Source organism: Sphingomonas sp. Ag1, from assembly GCF_000980895.1.
Taxonomy (GTDB): domain Bacteria; phylum Pseudomonadota; class Alphaproteobacteria; order Sphingomonadales; family Sphingomonadaceae; genus Sphingomonas; species Sphingomonas panaciterrae.
This window is the reverse complement of sequence record NZ_LAZX01000080.1, coordinates 1-17,280: the sequence shown is the minus strand read 5'-3', so window position 1 is coordinate 17,280 and position 17,280 is coordinate 1. Positions and strand designations below refer to the sequence as shown.

Genomic DNA, 17,280 nt, shown 5'->3' with positions numbered 1-17,280 from the left:
ACGTCCGGGAGCCACTGCTAGATTGGCACCATGGGTCACGCGCATCATCACGGCCACGCACACACGCGCGGCCACGGCTCCGCCGCCGCTGGCTCTCATGATGATGGGCATGGGCATGGGCATGGGCATGGGCATGGGCACGCTCATGACCACGGGCACGCTCATGGCCATGGTCACCATCATCACCCCGCCCCTCCCGCCTCCTGGGACCGGGCGTTCGCGATCGGGATCGGGCTCAACCTGGTCTATGTCGTGGCGGAGGCGGGCGCCGGGCTGTGGACGGGCTCAGTCGCGCTGCTGGCGGACGCCGGGCATAATCTGTCGGATGTTCTCGGCCTGGCCGTGGCCTGGGGGGGCGCGGCGCTGGCCCGCACCCCGCCGTCGAAGCGATTCACCTATGGCTTGAAGGGATCGACGATCCTCGCCGCCCTCGCCAACGCATTGCTGCTGCTCGTCGCGCTTGGCGCGATCGTGCTGGAGGCGGCGCAGCGCTTTGCCGATCCCGCCCCGGTGCCGGGCCTGACGGTTTCGGCGGTGGCGGCGGTCGGCATCCTGATCAATGGCCTGACCGCCTGGCTGTTTGCGCGCGGGCGCAAGGGCGACGTCAACATTCGCGGCGCCTATCTCCACATGCTCGCCGATGCGGCGGTATCGGCCGGCGTGGTGGTCGCGGGGATCGGCATCTGGCTGTCCGGCTTCGGCTGGATCGATCCGATCGTCAGCATCGTCATCGCAGCGCTGATCTTCTGGCAGACCTGGGGGCTGCTGCGCGAGACGGTGGAGATGAGCCTCGCCGCGGTGCCGCGCGCGATCGATTATGATCGGGTACAGGCCGCGCTGGCCGAACTGCCGGGCGTGTCCCAGGTGCATGACCTGCATATCTGGCCCATGTCGACGACTGAGCCGGTCCTGACCGCGCATCTGCTGATGCCCGCCGGTCATCCGGGCGACACCTTCCTCGCGGAGGCACAGGACATGCTGCACGATCGGTTCAACATCGGCCATGCGACGTTGCAGGTCGAAACCGGGGAGAACCCCTGCGTGCTGGAGCCGCACGGGTCGGTCTGATCGCCAGCGGGGCGCTGACCCCGCCGACGCCATCGATCAATAGGCGCGCGCCACCGCGAATTCGACCGCCTCGATCATCGCGTCCTTCGCCGCGCCGGCCGGGAACGGGGCGATCGCGTCGATCGCCTGCTGCCCGTAATGGCGGGCGCGCGCCATGGTGTCGGCCACCGAGTGGCTCGACTGGACCAGCGCGATCGCCTGGGCGAAATCCTCGTCGCTGTCGCGGCGCCCCTCCACCGCGTCCTTCCAGAAGGCGCGCTGCTCCGCATCGCCGCGGGCATAGGCGAGGATGACCGGCAGGGTCATCTTGCCCTCGCGGAAATCGTCGCCCGCGTCCTTGCCCATCGTCCCCGCGTCCGACGTATAGTCGATCGCGTCGTCGACCAGCTGGAACGCGATGCCAAGGTTGCGGCCATAAGCGTCGAGCGCCGTTTCCTCCGCTTCGGGCCGATCAGCGACGACTGCGGCGATACGGCAGGCCGCGGCGAACAGCGCCGCCGTCTTGGCGTTGATGATCTCGAGATAACGGTCCTCGGCGAGATCGACGCGGCGTGCGGCGGTCAGCTGATTGACCTCACCCTCGGCGATCACGGCGCTGGCGTTGGACAGGATCTTCAGCGCGCGCAGGCTGCCCGATTCCACCATCAGCTCGAACGAGCGGGAGAACAGGAAATCGCCCACCAGCACGCTCGCCGGATTGCCCCAGATCGTATTGGCCGTGCGCTTGCCCCGGCGAAGGTCGGAGCCGTCGACGACATCGTCGTGCAGCAGCGTGGCGGTGTGGATGAACTCAACCGCGGCGGCGAGCCCGTGATGCCTGCTTCCCGAATAGCCGACGAGCCGCGCGCTCGCGAGCGTCAGCATCGGGCGCATCCGTTTGCCCCCACCGGCGATCAAATGACCGGCAAGTTCGGGGATCAACGGGATCTCTGACGTCATCCGGTTGCGGATCGCGTCATTCACGCGAAGCATGTCATCCGCGACGAGGTGAATCATCGGGTCTAGCGACGGCTGGGTGCCGGCAAGGCGTTGGACGGTGGCGCTCATCTGCGACAGCCTCTACGGACGCGCGGGCAAGGCCGCAACTGCGGGGAACGCCATGGGAGGGCGCGAATGACGGACGAAGTGCTGAGAGGTTATCGTAAAAGCATCGACAATATCGATGCGGCGCTCGTCTGCCTGCTCGCCGAGCGGTTCAAGGTGACGCAAGCGGTGGGTCGTCACAAGGCGGAGGCGGGGCTGCCCCCGGCTGATCCGGGTCGCGAGGAAGCGCAGATCGCACGACTCCGCGCGCTGGCGGAGGAGGCCGAGCTGGACCCCGAATTCAGCGAGAAGTTCCTGCGCTTCATCATCGACGAAGTGATCCGCCACCACGAGCGGCTGCGCGGCTGAGCCTCTGGACGCAGCCAATCAGCTGCACCAGGGGCGGCGGCGTCCTTCCCACGGGCGCGCCAGCCCCTCGGCGATCAGCGTATCGCCCAGCGACTGGCCGTCACGCGTGACGATCGCCAGCCGGCGGCCGTAACGATCGGTCGGGCGATCGGCGTCAGCCAGCGTGACGGGGCCGGCGTTGAGCAGTTCCTGCAATCGTCGTGTCGCCTGATCGCCGAGCGCCGCCTCCTGGGCGCAGCGAGGCGGGTGCGTTTCGGGTGTGTCGATATCGGCAAGGCGCACCTTTTCGCCGCCGATCCAGATGGTGTCCCCATCCACGACGCAATTCTCGCCGCCGCCGCGATGGCAGAGCGAAAAGTGGCGAATCGCTGATGTGTTAGCGGTGGCCGGCGTGCCGGGCTCGGGAACGAACCAGACGCCGGTGGCAAGGCCAGTGGCGATCGCGAGGACAAGTGCGGCCGCAAACGGCAGCTTCCGCCGTCGGCGCGGCGCGGGCCAGAAGGAAATCGGCTTGGCGGCGCGGCGCGTGGTGCGATGGAAGGAACGATCGTGGCGCATACGGGCGCTCGTGCCCGCCGATGGTAAGCGATCGATCAATCATCATCGTTAATGCGGGCGATCGGCGCCGCGGGATGATGACCGCGGCGCCGCGCCCGGGGCGTTACTTGCCGGTGAACTTTGCCGGACGCTTTTCGAGGAAGCTTGCCATGCCCTCGCGGAAATCCTGGCTCTGGAACAGCGGCAGCAGCTGCAGATATACGTGCTGCACATGGGTATCGAAGGTTTCCTCCATCCCCATGCGCATCAGTCGCTTGGCGCCCTGCACCGCCATCGGCGCGTTGGCGGCGATCTCCAGCGCCAGCTCGCGCGCGCGCGTGGCGACCTGATCGGCCGGCACGACTTCGTTGACGAGCCGCTCCTTGAGGCAATCCTCCGCCGACAGCGTGCGGCCGGTAAAGACGATCTCAGCCGCCTTGGCCCAGCCGATCATGCGCGGCAGGAACCAGGTGCCGCCCGATTCGGGGAGGACACCGCGCTTCACGAACGCCGCGGCGAGCTTTGCCTCCGACGCCATGACGCGGATGTCGCAGCCGAGCGCCAGGTCCATACCATAGCCGGCGGCCGAGCCGTTGAGCGCGGCGATCACCGGCTTGTCGAGCGCGTGGAGCACGGTCGGCGGCGTGTTGCGGAGGTCGATCGTCGCGCCGAAGGTGGCCGACGATGAACCGATCCCCTCCCCCTTCGATGCCGCGTTGAGATCGAGCCCAGCGCAGAAGGCGCGCCCCGTGCCGGTCAGCACGATCACCCGCACCACGCGATCCTCGCCCGCCTTCACCAGCAAGCGGGTGAGTTCGTCCAGCATCGGGCCGGAGATGGTGTTCATCCGCTCCGGGCGGTTCAGCGTCAGCGTGGCGACGCCTTCGGACACTTCATAGGTTACGTCTTCGCTCATTCTTCCTCTCCCCTCACGCGGACCGCGGCAGGCGCGCGACCGTCGCTTCATATTCCGCCATCGTCTCGTCGAAGATCTGCGCGACCGGCTTCACCTCGCGGATGCGGCCCGCCACTTGGCCGGTGAGCGCGATGCCCGCCTCCAGGTCGCCGCCGAAATAGACCGCCTGGGTGTCGGCGAACTCGCCGAAGATGTTGGGCGTCCCTTCCTTCTCGATCCGGGTCGTGCGCTCGGTACGCAATGCGCGGAGCGCTGGGCCCGGGCCGCTGCGGTTGAGGAACACGGTGTCGGTGGAATCCGCCTCGACGATCGCCGTCTTCCAATTTTCGTGCACCGGGCTTTCGGCGGAGGAGAGGATGCGCGTGCCCATCAGCACGCCCTCCGCGCCCAGCGCGAACGCCGCTGCCATGGTGCGCCCGTCCATGATCCCACCCGCGGCGACGACCGGCACGTCGACGGCCTCGACCACCTGCGGCACCAGCACCATGGTGGAAACGTCCTTCGGGTTCTTGAACCCGCCGCCCTCGCCACCCTCTACGATCAGGCCGTCGACGCCGGCCTCGACCGCGCGGAGCGCACCGGCGAGGTTGGGCACGACGTGGAACACGGTGAGTCCCGCCGCCTTCAGCATGGCGGTATATTTCATCGGGTCCCCGGCGGAGGTGGTGACGAAGCGGATGCCCTGATCGATCACGAACTGGATGATGCCCGGATCGCGGACGAACGCCTGGGCGACGTTCACGCCGAACGGCTTGTCGGTCAGCTGCCGCATCTTGAGGATCTCGTCGCGCACAGCATCGAGCTCACCCGACGACGTCTCGATGATCCCCATGCCGCCGGCGTTCGACACGGCCGACGACAGGTGTGACCGCGCGATCCAGCCCATCGCCGCCTGGATGATCGGCTTCTCGATCCCGAGCATCTCGGTGACGCGCGTCTTCAGCGCCATTTCCCTCTCCCGCTTACAACGATTCGAAGATCGGGTTCGCACGAGCGGCGCCTTGGCGCCAGCCCCTTTCAAACAGTGAGTGCGAGAAGCGCGAATGTCGCCAACCAGTGCGTGCCCATGTAATCGTCGGCAAGGTGCGGCAGGCTGGCGGCAAGATGATCGTCCGCCGCGGCGCGCGCCACCGGCGCGATGGGATGAGCCGGCAGCGCGGCGGCGATCGAGCGCCAGCACCAGGCGCGGCTGAGATTGAGCCCGTCGAGATGCGCGATCTTCCCGTCGCTGCGATCCGAAACCATGGCCGGCGTGAACAGGCTCTGCGGGCGACCGGCGACGGCATCCGGCAGGAAGACATCGAACCAGCCGGCGAAGCCGTCACCCAGCACGCGGCTCATCAGCAATGCCTCGCAAAGGGCCGAGGACAGGAACTCGTCCCCGCCCGGCTCCCATGCCTGGCAGCCGCGATCCTCGCCGAACCAGTCGCGGGCGCGCATGTCGATCAGCGTCACCAGCGCGGGATCATGGTCGAGCGCCCAATCGCGCGCGAGCGTCAGCGCGAAGGCGGTGTTGAAATGGGTGCCGATGCGGATCGGATAGGTGAGCTTGGGCAGGTGCTGGTGAAACCGCTCGGCAAAGGCACGCGCCAGCGGCTCCAGCGCCGCGCCCCAGGCGGCGTCATGCCGCACCGCTTCGCCGTGCAGCGCCAGCGCCCAGGCCCAGCCGTACGGCCGTTCGAACCCGGCTGCGTAGGGCCGCGTGAGCACCGCCAGTTCGCCGGCCACCTTGTGGGGCACCAGCATTTCGTCCGCGCGGCGGCGGACCTCCGCCACCTCCGGCAGATCGGGAAACAGCCGAGCGATCGTCAGCAGCTGCCACCAGCCATGGACGCAGCTGTGCCAATCGAAGCTGCCGTGGAAGATCGGGTGAATCTCATGCGGTTCGCGCAGATCCTCCGGCCCAGTCAGCACCTGATCGAGCTTGAAGGGATAACGCTGCCCGACATGGCCCAGCGTGAGCCGGGCGAAGCCGGCGGCGACATCGGGCGTCAGGGTCATGCAACGATCCACCACAACAAAAGCACATTGAACACGAGCAGCGACAGCGCTGTGGGCACCTGCGCGCGGATCACGCCGTTGCGATCCTTCAGCTCAAGAAGCGCGGCGGGGACGAGATTGAAGTTCGCCGCCATCGGCGTCATCAGCGTGCCGCAGAAGCCCGCCAGCATGCCAACCGCCGCGACCGGCGCGGGATCCGCGCCATAGGCCTGCACCAGCAGCGGAATGCCCACCGCCGCCGCCATCACCGGGAAGGCCGCGAAGGCATTGCCCATCACCATCGTGAACAGCGCCATGCCAAGCCCGAAGGCAAGCACCGCGCCGAGCACGCTGCCGGTGGGGATGGCGACGCCGACCAGCCGGCCGACCACCTCACCGACGCCCGCCAGCGCGAACACCGCGCCGAGGCTCGCCAGCATCTGCGGCAGCACCGCGGCCCAGCCGATATCGTCCATCAATGCACGGCCAGCGCGGAACGGCTCGGCGGGGGCGGGCCGGAGCCAAGCGTAGCAAAGCGCCAGCGCCAGCAGCACGCCTGCCGCCAGCGCCACCAGTGTCGCCTGCTTGCCGTCGAACACCGCCGGGAATTGCTTGAAGACGAAGGTGCCGATCAGCGCGGTCGCCGGGATCACCAATGCGGGCACGAACACCATCGCGCCACGCGCTGCTGGCTCCCCCGCCGGTACGCGCCGCTTCATCCGCCCGCTCGCGGCGATCGCCACCAGCGCGAGGACGAGCACGCCATTGCCAATGTCGCCCAGCCAGTCGCCGACGAGGAAGCTCGTCGCCACCAGCGCGTAGAAGCCGGTATTGGCCCAGCGCCGCTCGCTTAACGAGAGGATCGCAAAGGCGAGGAACGTCAGCCCGGCGACGAGATAGACGAAGTTCAGCCCGATCATGCGCGCCGCGCCTTTCGATCGAGCAGCCACAACCGCGTGCCGTGGATGGCGAAGGCGGCAATCGCGGTGGGGATCGCCCAGACGGACATGTGCAGCGGCTCGACGAAGATGCCGTAGCCTTCCAGCACGCCCTTCATCAGCAGGATCGATCCGATCGCGATGAAGATATCCTCGCCGAAGAACAGCCCGATATTGTCGGTCGCGGCGGCCATGGCCTTCACCTTTTCGGGATCATGCGCCTCCCCCGCCGCCGCCTCCGCCATCGGGGCGATCAGCGGGCGGACGGTCTGCGCGGGCCCGGCGACGGAGGTAAGGCCAAGCGCGGCGGTGATCTGGCGGAAGGCGAGATAGGCCATCAGCAGCCTTCCGGTCGTCAGCCCCTTCAGCCCGCCCACCAGCGAACGCGCGCGCGCCTGCAGGCCATTGCGTTCAAGCAGGCCGATGACGGGAAGCACGATATAGATGGCGGTGACGTAGCGCGTGTCGTTGAACGCCTTGCCGAACGCGGCGAGGATGGCGACCGGATCGATCCCCGCGGCTAGCCCCGTGACGAGCGCGGAGGCAGCAATCACCAGCATCGGATTGAAGCGCAGCAGGAAGCCGAGCGCGATGATCGCGATGCCGGCCAGGACGAGCATCAGGCCACGCCCCGCGCGTCACTCCGCCGCCGCCCCGGGCGCCGCCATGTCATGGAAACCATCCGCCGATCTGTGCGGCAGCCGCGAGGTTGGGACAAGCCCGAAGCGGCGAAGTGGTTCGGCGCGACTGGTGCGTACCGATCAGTTGCTGCAATGCTTGATAACCGTCACCGCTCGTGAAAGCGGACCGGCAGGAAGCGCCCACTTGCTGCCGCTGGACGAACCGATAGGTTCCTGATGATGCGAAGCGCTGCTGTCCTCATTGCCATGATCCTTAGCGGCTGCGGTGGGCTTTTCGGACAGCCGTCGCGCGAGGAGGTCGCTTGGGCCAACTCACCTGATCGGCGCACCCACGCGATCCTCTTGGAAACAAACGGAGGCGCGACAACTTCGTTCGGCTATGTGGTCGAACTACACCCTGCCGATCACCAAGGCGAACGGCCGGTCTCCGCAGGAACCCTATACGGGGCGACGCGCAGTGAATGTGCCTACGGCGTCGACCTTCATTGGCTGAACGCTTCAACGCTCGCGCTTCGGTTCGACAGCGCCAAGAAGGTATCTGTGCTGCCCTCGGTCAATGTGGGCGGCCGAAGCATCCGGCTCGTCGTCCAAGCAGGAAGACAGAACGACGCTGCGCCTTGCGGCGGGATGGCCAAGGACCGTCCAAAGCGGACGGGCAGCTAACCACCCCGAAGCGGACCTTCACGGTCGGTGCCGAGGCCCGGAAGTTAGCGTTTTAACACCCGACGCAGCGCGGCAATTCGGGACTGGTTCGCCTCGCGCGTGATCGCTGCGTCGGGGGCGCCGTCGAAGCCGTGGATGGCGCCGGGCCAGATGTGGAATTCGGTCGGCACGCCGGCGGCAAGGAGGCGCTGGGCGTAGGCGATGTTCTCGTCGCGGAAGAGATCGAGGCTCCCCGTCGCGATATAGGTGGGCGGCAGGCCGGTGAGGTCCTCCGCGCGCGCCGCGGCGGCATAGGGTGAGACGCCCTCCCCGCCCGGCGCTTGGCCAAGCATCGCCTGCCAGCCAAAGCGGTTGCTCTCGCGGCTCCAGATGAACTCGCCGGTCAGCGGGTCGCCTTCGATCACGCCGGTGCGATCGTCGATCATCGGATAAAGCAAGTGCTGGAAGGCGAGGCGATAGTCGCAGCGGTCGCGGGCGAGCAGCGCCAGCGCGGCTGCCAGCCCACCGCCGGCGCTTTCGCCCATCACGCCGATCCGCGCCGGATCGATGCGGAGGCGCGCGGCATTGGCGAAGGTCCAGGCGAGGCCGGCGTAGCAATCCTCGATCGGGCCGGGGAACGGCGTCTCCGGCGCGAGGCGATAATCGACTGAGACGATGACGCAGCCAAGCGCGGCGACCATCGGGCGCAGCCGCGCGGCGCTGCCCTCCGGCGCGCCGAGCACGAAGCCGCCGCCGTGCATGTGGCAGATGCCGCCGGCATTCGGCACCGGCTCGGCCGGGCGGAAGATGACGAGACCGAGATCGGGTGCGCCGGCCGGGCCGGGCACGCTGATCCGCTCCATCACCACGCCGTCATCGTCAGCGGCCTGCGGCGGGGCGGGCCAGCTGCGCGCCTGCTCCAGCACCTCCGCCGACATGGTCACGGCCGGCCACAGGTCGAGCAGCGGCAACAGTTCGGGATCGACCAGATGCCGCGTGCTCATGACGCCGTCTCCTGTAGCTGCTGCGTCCTTATGCCGGCTGGAGCAGGCCCTCGCGGGCGATCTTCTCGCGCCACACGAGTGGGGCGAGCTGGTGGACGTTGTTGCCTTCGCTGTCGACCGCGACGGTGACCGGGAAGTCCTCCACCTCGAACTCGTAGATCGCCTCCATCCCGAGATCCTCGAAGCCGACCACCTTCGATCCCTTGATCGCGCGCGCGACGAGATAGGCCGCACCGCCGACCGCCATCAGATAGGCGCTCTGGGCGTCCTTGATCGCATCGGTCGCCGCCGGCCCGCGCTCGGCCTTACCGACCATCGCGAGCAGGCCCTGGTCGAGCATCATGCGCGTGAACTTGTCCATCCGCGTGGCGGTCGTGGGGCCGGCCGGGCCGACCACTTCCTCGCCGACCGGATCGACCGGGCCGACGTAATAGATCACGCGGCCCTTGAACTCGACCGGCAGCTCCTCGCCGGCGTCGAGCATGTCCTTGATCCGCTTGTGCGCGGCGTCACGCCCGGTCAGCATCTTGCCGTTCAGGAGCAGGCGATCGCCCTGCTTCCACGAGCGGACCATCTCGGGCGTCAGCGTATCGAGATCGACGCGGATCGCGGCCTTGTCCGGCGTCCAGTTGACCTTGGGCCATTCGTCGAGTTTCGGCGTCTCGAGATATGCCGGGCCGCTGCCGTCGAGCGTGAAATGCGCGTGGCGGGTGGCGGCGCAGTTCGGGATCATCGCCACCGGCTTGCCCGCGGCATGGCACGGCGCGTCCATGATCTTCACGTCGAGGATGGTCGACAGCCCGCCGAGGCCCTGCGCACCGATGCCCAGCGCATTGACCTTGTCGAAGATCTCGATGCGCAGCGCCTCGATATCATTCTTCGGGCCGCGTGCCTTCAGCGGGCCCATATCGATCGGCTCCATCAGCGCCTTCTTGGCGAGGAGCACGCAATGCTCCGCCGTGCCGCCGATGCCGATGCCGAGCATGCCCGGAGGGCACCAGCCGGCGCCCATCTGCGGCAGCATCTCCAGCACCCAGTCGACGATCGAGTCGCTGGGGTTCATCATCTTGAACTTGGACTTGTTTTCGCTGCCGCCGCCCTTGGCCGCGACGTCGACCGAAACCTTGCTGCCCGGCACCATCTCGACGTGGAGCACGCAGGGCGTGTTGTCCTTGGTGTTGCGGCGGGTGAAGGCGGGATCGGCGAGGACGGAGGCGCGCAGCTTGTTCTCCGGGTTCAGATATGCCCGGCGCACGCCCTCATCGACGATTTCCTGCATCGAGCGATTGGTGTCGTCGATGCGGCAGTCCATGCCCCATTTGACGAACACGTTGACGATGCCGGTGTCCTGGCAGATCGGCCGGTGGCCTTCCGCGCACATGCGGCTGTTGGTCAGGATCTGCGCGATCGCGTCCTTCGCGGCAGGGCCCTGCTCCGCCTCATAGGCGTCGCCCAAGGCGCGGATGTAATCCATCGGGTGATAGTAACTGATGAACTGGAGCGCATCGGCAACGCTCTCGATCAGGTCTGCGGCGCGGATCGTCGTGGTCATGACGCGCTGCACTATGGCCTCAGAATGCGCCGCGCAACGGGGCGTGCGGGCACCACAAGCCATAAACGTTTTGCCAATCCTCTCCCCCTAGGGTCGGCGGAATGGGATTCGTACGCCGTACACCGCGCCCGCTCGCGCCGGAGCAGCCCCGCCTCGCTGAGGCGCTGGGGCTTGTCGCCACCGGCCATGACGCGATCAACGAGGCGACCGAAAAACGGCTCAATGACGTCGCCGCCTTGTGGCCCGTCGTTGCCGCGGTGCTGCTGCTGGGTACGGCCGGGCTGGCGCTGGCGCTTGGCCTGAGCGGCACGCCCACTGCGCGCACCGTGGGGCTGCTGCCGCTGCTCGCGGTCCTGCCGCTGATGATCTGGGGATTGCTTGCCCTCCCCGCCGCCCGGGCGCTGCCGCCGCATCGCCGCGTGACGATCCTGACGACTCTGGTCGCTTTACTGTCCGCGGCGCTGTCGCTGCAGCTTGCGGTGATACAGCATCTGCCCGGCGGATCGCTTCAGGTCACCGCCTTCGTCACCTGCTTCGGCGCGATCATCATGGCGGCGATTGTGCTTCATTCTGTGCGCGTCGCCTCGCTCGCCCTGGCGCTCACGCTGGCGATGCTGGTGCCGGTGAACGCGGGACTGGGCGCAGCGTCGGCCGCCGCGATCGTGCTCGCCACCTTGTTGCTGGCCGGCGTGTTGCGCATGGCGCGGCGCGATCATCGGGCGCTGGGCACGCGCGAGCAGGAGGAGCGTGACCGAGTCCTCGCGGTCCGGCTGATCGCGGAATATGAAAGCCACAGCACGGGCTGGTTCTGGCAGACCGACCGTTATGGCTGCCTGGTTCACCTCAGCGGCAAGCTGGTCAACGAGTTGCAGACGCTTGGCTTCATGCCGCTGGGCCAGCGGCTGGTGGAGGTTTTCCGCGTCGATTCGACCATGGCGGATACCGAGCGGACGCTGACCTTTCACCTGTCGGCGCGCACCAGCTTCTCCGATTATTCGGTGCGCCCCGCGTTCGAGGCGGGCGGCGACCGATGGTGGTCGATCTCCGGCCGGCCGCTGCTGGACGATCTTGGCCGATTCCACGGCTTCATCGGCTTCGGCTCCGACCTCACCGAAAAGCGTCGTGCCGATGCGGAGATCACGCGGCTGGCACTGTTCGACAGCCTGACCGGCCTCGCCAATCGCCAGCGGATGCGCCTGTCGCTCGATCAGACGCTGGCGCCAGTCACGGGCGCACGCAGCACCAACGCGCTGCTGCTGCTCGACCTCGACCGGTTCAAGGCGGTGAACGACACGCTCGGCCACCAGATGGGCGACGAACTGCTGAAACAGGTCGCCCATCGGCTGCAGCAGAGCGTCGGCGACGCGGGCCTCGTCGGGCGCCTGGGCGGCGACGAGTTTCAGGTCGTCCTGCCGCGCGAGGGCAATCGCGAACGTCTGGGCGCGCTGGCGCAGCAGATCATCGCCGCCTTGTCGCAGCCCTATTTCCTGGGCGGCTCGTCAGTGTCGATCGGCTGTTCGATCGGCATCGCCATCGCGCCCGAACATGGCAATGACAGCGAGACGTTGATCCGCAATGCCGACCTCGCGCTCTACGCCGCCAAGGCGGACGGCCGCGGCGTTTCACGCTTCTTCCGCGAGGAGATGCTGGCCGGCGCGCAGAACCGCAAGCGGCTGGAGGACGACCTTCGCCAGGCGCTCGCCAACGACGAATTCCACCTTGTCTATCAGCCCGTCGTTTCAACCAGCAGCGAGCGCGTGGTCGGCTATGAAGCGCTGCTGCGTTGGGTGCATCCGATCCGCGGCGCGGTCAGCCCGGCCGACTTCATCCCGATCGCGGAGGAATGCGGGATGATTGAGGCGATCGGCGAGTGGGTCCTGCGCACCGCCTGCGCGGAAGCGGCGCAATGGCCCGACCCGGTCCGCATCGCCGTCAACGTCTCGGCGATCCAGTTCGCCAATCCCGCGCTGCCGGCGATCGTCACCAGCGCGATTGCCTCCGCCGGTCTCGCCGCCAGCCGACTGGAGCTGGAAATCACCGAAAGCGTCTTCCTGACCGACGATTCCTCCTCCAGCCACATGTTCCGGGCGCTGAAGGGGATCGGGGTTCGCCTGGCGCTCGACGATTTCGGCACCGGCTATTCCTCGCTCGGCTATCTGAAGAAGGCGCCATTCGACAAGATCAAGATCGACCAGAGCTTCGTGCGCGGTGCGATCCAGGCCGGTAACCGCAACGCGGCGATCATCCGCGCGATCGTGACTCTGGCAGAGACGCTGGGGATGGAAACCACCGCCGAGGGCGTCGAGCAGCAGGACGAGATCGCGCTGATCCGAGACCTTGGCTGCAGCCACATCCAGGGCTTCGTCTATGGCCGCCCCGGCCGCGCCGCTGAGATGCTGGCGCTGTTCCGCGAACAGGACGGCGCAGCGCTTGCGGTTGGCCATCGCGTCAGCCGCGCCGCGCGGTCTACCGTGCTGCGATCGGCGCGGCTCGAGGTCGGCAGCGACACCGGTGAGGTGCGGATCCGCAACCTGTCGGCGACCGGGGTGATGATCGACGGCGTCGACTTTCCGGAAGAGGCGGTCGGCGCCGAGGTGCGGATCGAGCTGGTCGAGGAGGAGATGTTCCCCGCCGTGATCCGCTGGGTCGACGAGGACCGCGCCGGGCTGGAATTCGCCCGCCATTTCGACATGGAGCGCCTGTCGCCGGCGCAGCCGCGCACGCTGCGCAAGGCAGGCTGAGCGCCGCAGTTCTGCGCTGCTCGGGAGCGCGAGCGGCGCGTTAGACCCGCCCCGGCCGCATGTCCGGCGCCGCGCCACAAGCCCGGGAAAATTTTTCCCTCGCGACCTTCAGCCTTGCAATTCGCGAACCCCGCGGAAGTCCACGCGTCGCCGCATGGCGAGGCGACGGAGCGGCACTCAAATGGCCGCTTCGAGACCACCTTCCCCCTTGCCTCTTCGCGCGCTCTGCCACAATCTGTGGGGGTAGACTGCTACGGCGGGCGCTAGTGCTGGTAGAACAGATAGCGGCCGCTCTGCCGCTGAAGGGAACGGACATGCGGGCGAGGCACCCACATTGATCCCTTTTTGTTCTTAGTGAAGCGCGTTCGGGTGTAGCATGATGGCTCGCCTCCGATTCGGACGAGCTCAACTGGGGGAACGGCGGCGATGGATTTTAGAGACGCGAACGAGGCGAACATGGCAACCGACACCTTAGTAGCAAGTGCCGAGGGCACGGGCGCAGCGGAAGCGAGCGCGACCAAGGGTGCGTTGCGCAAGCCGTACCCGATCGAGGTCGATCATTCGCGCGATGCGCTGTTGACCGATTTCGGCAAGGACACGCTGCAGGATCGCTACCTGTTGCCGGGCGAATCCTATCAGGATCTCTTCGTGCGCGTCGCGAGCGCCTACGCCGATGATGCCGCGCATGCGCAGCGCATCTACGATTACATCAGCCGCCTGTGGTTCATGCCGGCGACGCCCGTGCTGTCGAACGGCGGCACCGGGCGCGGGCTGCCGATCAGCTGCTACCTCAATTCCGTGCCCGACAGCCTGAACGGCATCGTCGACACCTGGAACGAGAATGTCTGGCTCGCGTCGCGCGGCGGCGGCATCGGCACCTATTGGGGCAATGTGCGCGGCATCGGTGAGCCGGTCGGCCTCAACGGCAAGACCAGCGGCATCATCCCCTTCGTGCGCGTGATGGACAGCCTGACGCTGGCGATCAGCCAGGGTTCGCTGCGCCGCGGCTCGGCCGCCTGCTATCTCGACGTGTCGCACCCGGAGATCGAGGAGTTCCTCGAGATCCGTAAGCCCTCGGGCGATTTCAACCGCAAGGCGCTGAACCTGCACCACGGCGTGCTGATCCCCGACGCGTTCATGGAAGCGGTGCGCGACGGCGGCGAATGGGAGCTGAAGTCCCCCAAGGATGGCACCGTCCGCGGCAAGGTCGATGCGCGCAGCCTGTTCCAGAAGCTGGTCGAGACTCGCTTGGCGACCGGCGAGCCGTACATCGTGTTCGCCGATCACGTGAACAAGAACATGCCCAAGCATCACCGCGACCTGGGCCTGAAGGTCTCCACCTCGAACCTGTGCAGCGAGATCACGCTGCCGACGGGCCGCGACCATCTCGGCAATGATCGCACCGCGGTCTGCTGCCTCTCCTCGCTCAACCTGGAGACGTGGGACCAGTGGAAGGACGACAAGCAGTTCATCGAGGACGTGATGCGCTTCCTCGACAATGTGCTGCAGGATTATATCGACCGGCATGAGCCGGGCATGGAGCGTGCGGCTTACTCCGCGGCGCGTGAGCGCTCGGTCGGCCTTGGCGTCATGGGCTTCCACTCCTTCCTCCAGGCACGCGGCCTGCCGATGGAAGGCGCGATGGCGAAGAGCTGGAACCTGCGCATCTTCAAGCACATCAATGCGCAGGTGAACCAGGCATCGATGACGCTGGCGGCCGAGCGTGGCCCCTGCCCCGATGCGGCCGACATGGGCGTGATGGAGCGGTTCAGCTGCAAGATGGCGATCGCGCCGACCGCGTCGATCTCGATCATCTGCGGTGGCACGTCCGCCTGCATCGAGCCGATCCCGGCCAACATCTACACCCACAAGACGCTGTCCGGCAGCTTCGCGGTGAAGAACCCGTATCTGGAGAAGCTGCTCAACGAGAAGAGCAAGAACGCGGACAGCGTCTGGAACTCGATCCTCGAGCATGGCGGCAGCGTGCAGCACCTCGACTTCCTCAGCCAGGAAGAGAAGGATTGCTTCAAGACCAGCTTCGAGATCGACCAGCGCTGGCTGCTGGAACTGGCCGGCGATCGTTCGCCTTATATAGACCAGGCCCAGTCGCTGAACCTGTTCATCCCGGCGGACGTCGAGAAGTGGGATCTGCTGATGCTTCACTTCCGCGCGTGGGAACTGGGCATCAAGTCGCTCTATTATCTGCGCTCCAAGAGCGTGCAGCGCGCCGGCTTTGCTGGCGGCGTGGAGGCCGACAACACGATCGAGAAGCCCAAGTTCGATCTGGGCGAAACGACCGATTATGACGAGTGCCTCGCCTGTCAGTAAAAGAGTTTGTAAATGTCTCATTGTGCGAGACGGACCGTATTGCAATGATAAGTGGATCCTTGACGGTGCTCTAAAATGCGTGGCAGCTTGCGGTGTCTCATCGGAAACTGCCACGTGGACCTTGTTTTCACCCGATTCGAGCTTCTGGATCTCGACCTTCCTGAGCATGTTCTCGGAAAGCGATTTGATGACGCTTGGCGCTCAACATTCCGGGCGACAGCTAGGCGCGCATTGGTCACCGCTGGCGTGGATGATCGCGTGCCGTTCATCCTTGCTAACGACGGGACGATCGACACCTATCTAACCGGCGTGTTGCGGACGTTCTCCGGCCAGACATCCGGGCGCACCACCATGTCTAGCTACGGGCGGCATGCAGTCCGCCTGATCCGCTTCCTCAGCGAGCAAGGCCTTGATTTTGAGTCAGTGAAGTCGACGGACCTCGCTCGCTACAAACGCGTCCGGATGGGATCAGGCATAGAACCGATCTCATGGAACAGCGAAGCATCGGCACTGAAGTCCCTCTTCGACGCCGTCATTCTTGAGGGGTACCGAACCGACAACCCATGCAGCTCGCCTGCCTTGGCTGGGTACAACAGGGGCGCCCAGTCGTCGCGTGAAGACCCCGATTTGATTACGCTAAAGCAATTCGAGCGGTTTAGGGATGTCGGCCTCGCGTTTGGTCGGTACGGGCTGCGCAATGTCGCGTTCGCCAACTTCCTCCTGACCACCGCAGCACGGCTAACAGAAGGCAACGAGTACAGAATCGCGCAACTGCCTACGCGTCAAGCCGTTCGTGATACGCCAAGTCGCAGCATCTCTTACGACGTCAGCCCCAATGCCGCAAAAGGATACAAGGGTCGACAGGTTCGGATCTCTAAGACAGCCGTCGACAGTATGCGCTTGTACAGCGATTTACTTCGAGAGGATCAGGTCGCCCGAGCGATCGAAAGCGGTAAATACGTCGAGGATCCTGGCCATTTCTGGTTGAACCAGGAAGGGCTTCCAATAGGCACGATCGGATGGGGGGATGTCTTTCGTCGCGCCGAGGCGCGTTCCGGGGTCAAAGCGACGCCGAAGACATTGCGGCACACCAGTGCGGTATACCTTCTCAGTTCGCTGATAAGGAGGACGTTATCAGCCTCCGAGGCGAGTCGCGAAGTCGAGAAGATCAAGGGGGCGTCAACACCGGAAATTTACAAAGCGTCTTCGGAGACCCCCTAAGAAAAGTGCAAAAATACCTAGGGCACAAAAGTTACGAAACGACCTTCGTCTATCTCGACGTCTTAGGCTCGCACAAAGGCCTAAACGACGAGGATCTCGCCGTTTTCGATAAGGTCATAGGCGCTGAGGAAAGCTACGATGACGTTGCCTTCTGACCAGTCGTTAACGACTGACAATGTAGATAGAACTTATCAAAAGTGGCAGTTTGATTTCGAACCTATCCGGCTTCGATATGGTCACTAGACCGGGTTCTTCTAGTTAATATTGGACTATACTTCCTAGCCTCTGGACCGAGATTAGACCTGAACCGCCCCGGGTTT

At 66.0% G+C, this 17,280-nt stretch carries 15 protein-coding genes; 6 read left to right on the top strand and 9 right to left on the bottom strand.

Features of this window, described 5'->3' with window-relative positions; genetic code table 11:
• Positions 1–30 precede the first annotated feature (30 nt).
• Complete coding sequence (locus XM50_RS03970) at positions 31–1,068, top strand: cation diffusion facilitator family transporter (RefSeq protein ID WP_046407541.1); 1,038 nt, start codon at positions 31–33, stop codon at positions 1,066–1,068.
• 36 nt (positions 1,069–1,104) lie between these two features.
• Here XM50_RS03970 and XM50_RS03965 read toward each other — a convergent pair whose 3' ends face one another.
• Complete coding sequence (locus XM50_RS03965; protein WP_046407540.1) at positions 1,105–2,115, bottom strand: polyprenyl synthetase family protein; 1,011 nt, start codon at positions 2,113–2,115, stop codon at positions 1,105–1,107.
• Positions 2,116–2,181: 66 nt separating this feature from the next.
• Here XM50_RS03965 and XM50_RS03960 point away from each other — a divergent pair, with 66 nt between their 5' ends.
• Positions 2,182–2,460 (top strand): chorismate mutase, encoded by a 279-nt coding sequence (locus tag XM50_RS03960; protein WP_046407539.1) that lies wholly within the window; start codon positions 2,182–2,184, stop codon positions 2,458–2,460.
• An 18-nt stretch (positions 2,461–2,478) separates the two neighbouring features.
• Here the strand turns inward: XM50_RS03960 and XM50_RS03955 are convergent, their stop codons facing one another.
• From XM50_RS03955 to XM50_RS03930, 6 genes are all read right to left on the bottom strand, one after another.
• Positions 2,479–3,018 carry a thermonuclease family protein gene (locus tag XM50_RS03955; RefSeq protein ID WP_082102693.1) on the bottom strand — a complete coding sequence of 180 codons (540 nt, stop codon included), beginning with the start codon at positions 3,016–3,018 and terminating at the stop codon, positions 2,479–2,481.
• 103 nt (positions 3,019–3,121) lie between these two features.
• Positions 3,122–3,913: an enoyl-CoA hydratase/isomerase family protein gene (locus XM50_RS03950; RefSeq protein ID WP_046407537.1), complete on the bottom strand. Its 792-nt coding sequence runs from the start codon at positions 3,911–3,913 to the stop codon at positions 3,122–3,124.
• A 13-nt stretch (positions 3,914–3,926) separates the two neighbouring features.
• A complete protein-coding gene (locus XM50_RS03945) occupies positions 3,927–4,862 on the bottom strand; it encodes an NAD(P)H-dependent flavin oxidoreductase (RefSeq protein ID WP_046407536.1) in 936 nt (311 codons plus the stop codon).
• 68 nt (positions 4,863–4,930) lie between these two features.
• Entirely contained in the window at positions 4,931–5,914 is a 984-nt protein-coding gene (locus XM50_RS03940) for a DUF2891 domain-containing protein (protein WP_046407535.1), read from the bottom strand.
• Positions 5,911–6,813 carry a DUF979 domain-containing protein gene (locus XM50_RS03935; protein ID WP_046407534.1) on the bottom strand — a complete coding sequence of 301 codons (903 nt, stop codon included), beginning with the start codon at positions 6,811–6,813 and terminating at the stop codon, positions 5,911–5,913. The genes XM50_RS03940 and XM50_RS03935 overlap by 4 nt, the downstream gene beginning before the upstream one ends.
• Positions 6,810–7,451 (bottom strand): DUF969 domain-containing protein, encoded by a 642-nt coding sequence (locus XM50_RS03930; protein ID WP_046407532.1) that lies wholly within the window; start codon positions 7,449–7,451, stop codon positions 6,810–6,812. The genes XM50_RS03935 and XM50_RS03930 overlap by 4 nt, the downstream gene beginning before the upstream one ends.
• 237 nt (positions 7,452–7,688) lie before the next feature.
• Between XM50_RS03930 and XM50_RS19945 the strand changes: the two genes are divergently transcribed.
• Positions 7,689–8,135, top strand: coding sequence for a hypothetical protein (locus XM50_RS19945; RefSeq protein WP_156167119.1), 447 nt, complete (start codon positions 7,689–7,691; stop codon positions 8,133–8,135).
• Between the two features lie 44 nt (positions 8,136–8,179).
• Here XM50_RS19945 and XM50_RS03925 read toward each other — a convergent pair whose 3' ends face one another.
• The gene (locus tag XM50_RS03925; protein WP_046407531.1) at positions 8,180–9,118 is read right to left on the bottom strand and encodes an alpha/beta hydrolase; all 939 of its coding nucleotides are present in this window, start codon (positions 9,116–9,118) and stop codon (positions 8,180–8,182) included.
• Between the two features lie 28 nt (positions 9,119–9,146).
• Entirely contained in the window at positions 9,147–10,670 is a 1,524-nt protein-coding gene (locus XM50_RS03920) for a fumarate hydratase (protein ID WP_046407530.1), read from the bottom strand.
• Positions 10,671–10,771: 101 nt separating this feature from the next.
• On the opposite strand from XM50_RS03920, the gene XM50_RS03915 reads away from it, so the two are divergent.
• The 3 genes from XM50_RS03915 to XM50_RS03905 all read left to right on the top strand — a co-directional run bounded on the left by XM50_RS03915 (position 10,772) and on the right by XM50_RS03905 (position 16,960).
• Positions 10,772–13,411: an EAL domain-containing protein gene (locus XM50_RS03915; protein ID WP_082102692.1), complete on the top strand. Its 2,640-nt coding sequence runs from the start codon at positions 10,772–10,774 to the stop codon at positions 13,409–13,411.
• 456 nt (positions 13,412–13,867) lie between these two features.
• On the top strand, positions 13,868–15,739 hold the full coding sequence (locus XM50_RS03910; RefSeq protein WP_417158922.1) for a ribonucleoside-diphosphate reductase subunit alpha: 1,872 nt from the start codon (positions 13,868–13,870) through the stop codon (positions 15,737–15,739).
• A 114-nt stretch (positions 15,740–15,853) separates the two neighbouring features.
• Positions 15,854–16,960 (top strand): tyrosine-type recombinase/integrase, encoded by a 1,107-nt coding sequence (locus XM50_RS03905; RefSeq protein WP_197075334.1) that lies wholly within the window; start codon positions 15,854–15,856, stop codon positions 16,958–16,960.
• The last annotated feature ends 320 nt before the right edge of the window (positions 16,961–17,280 follow it).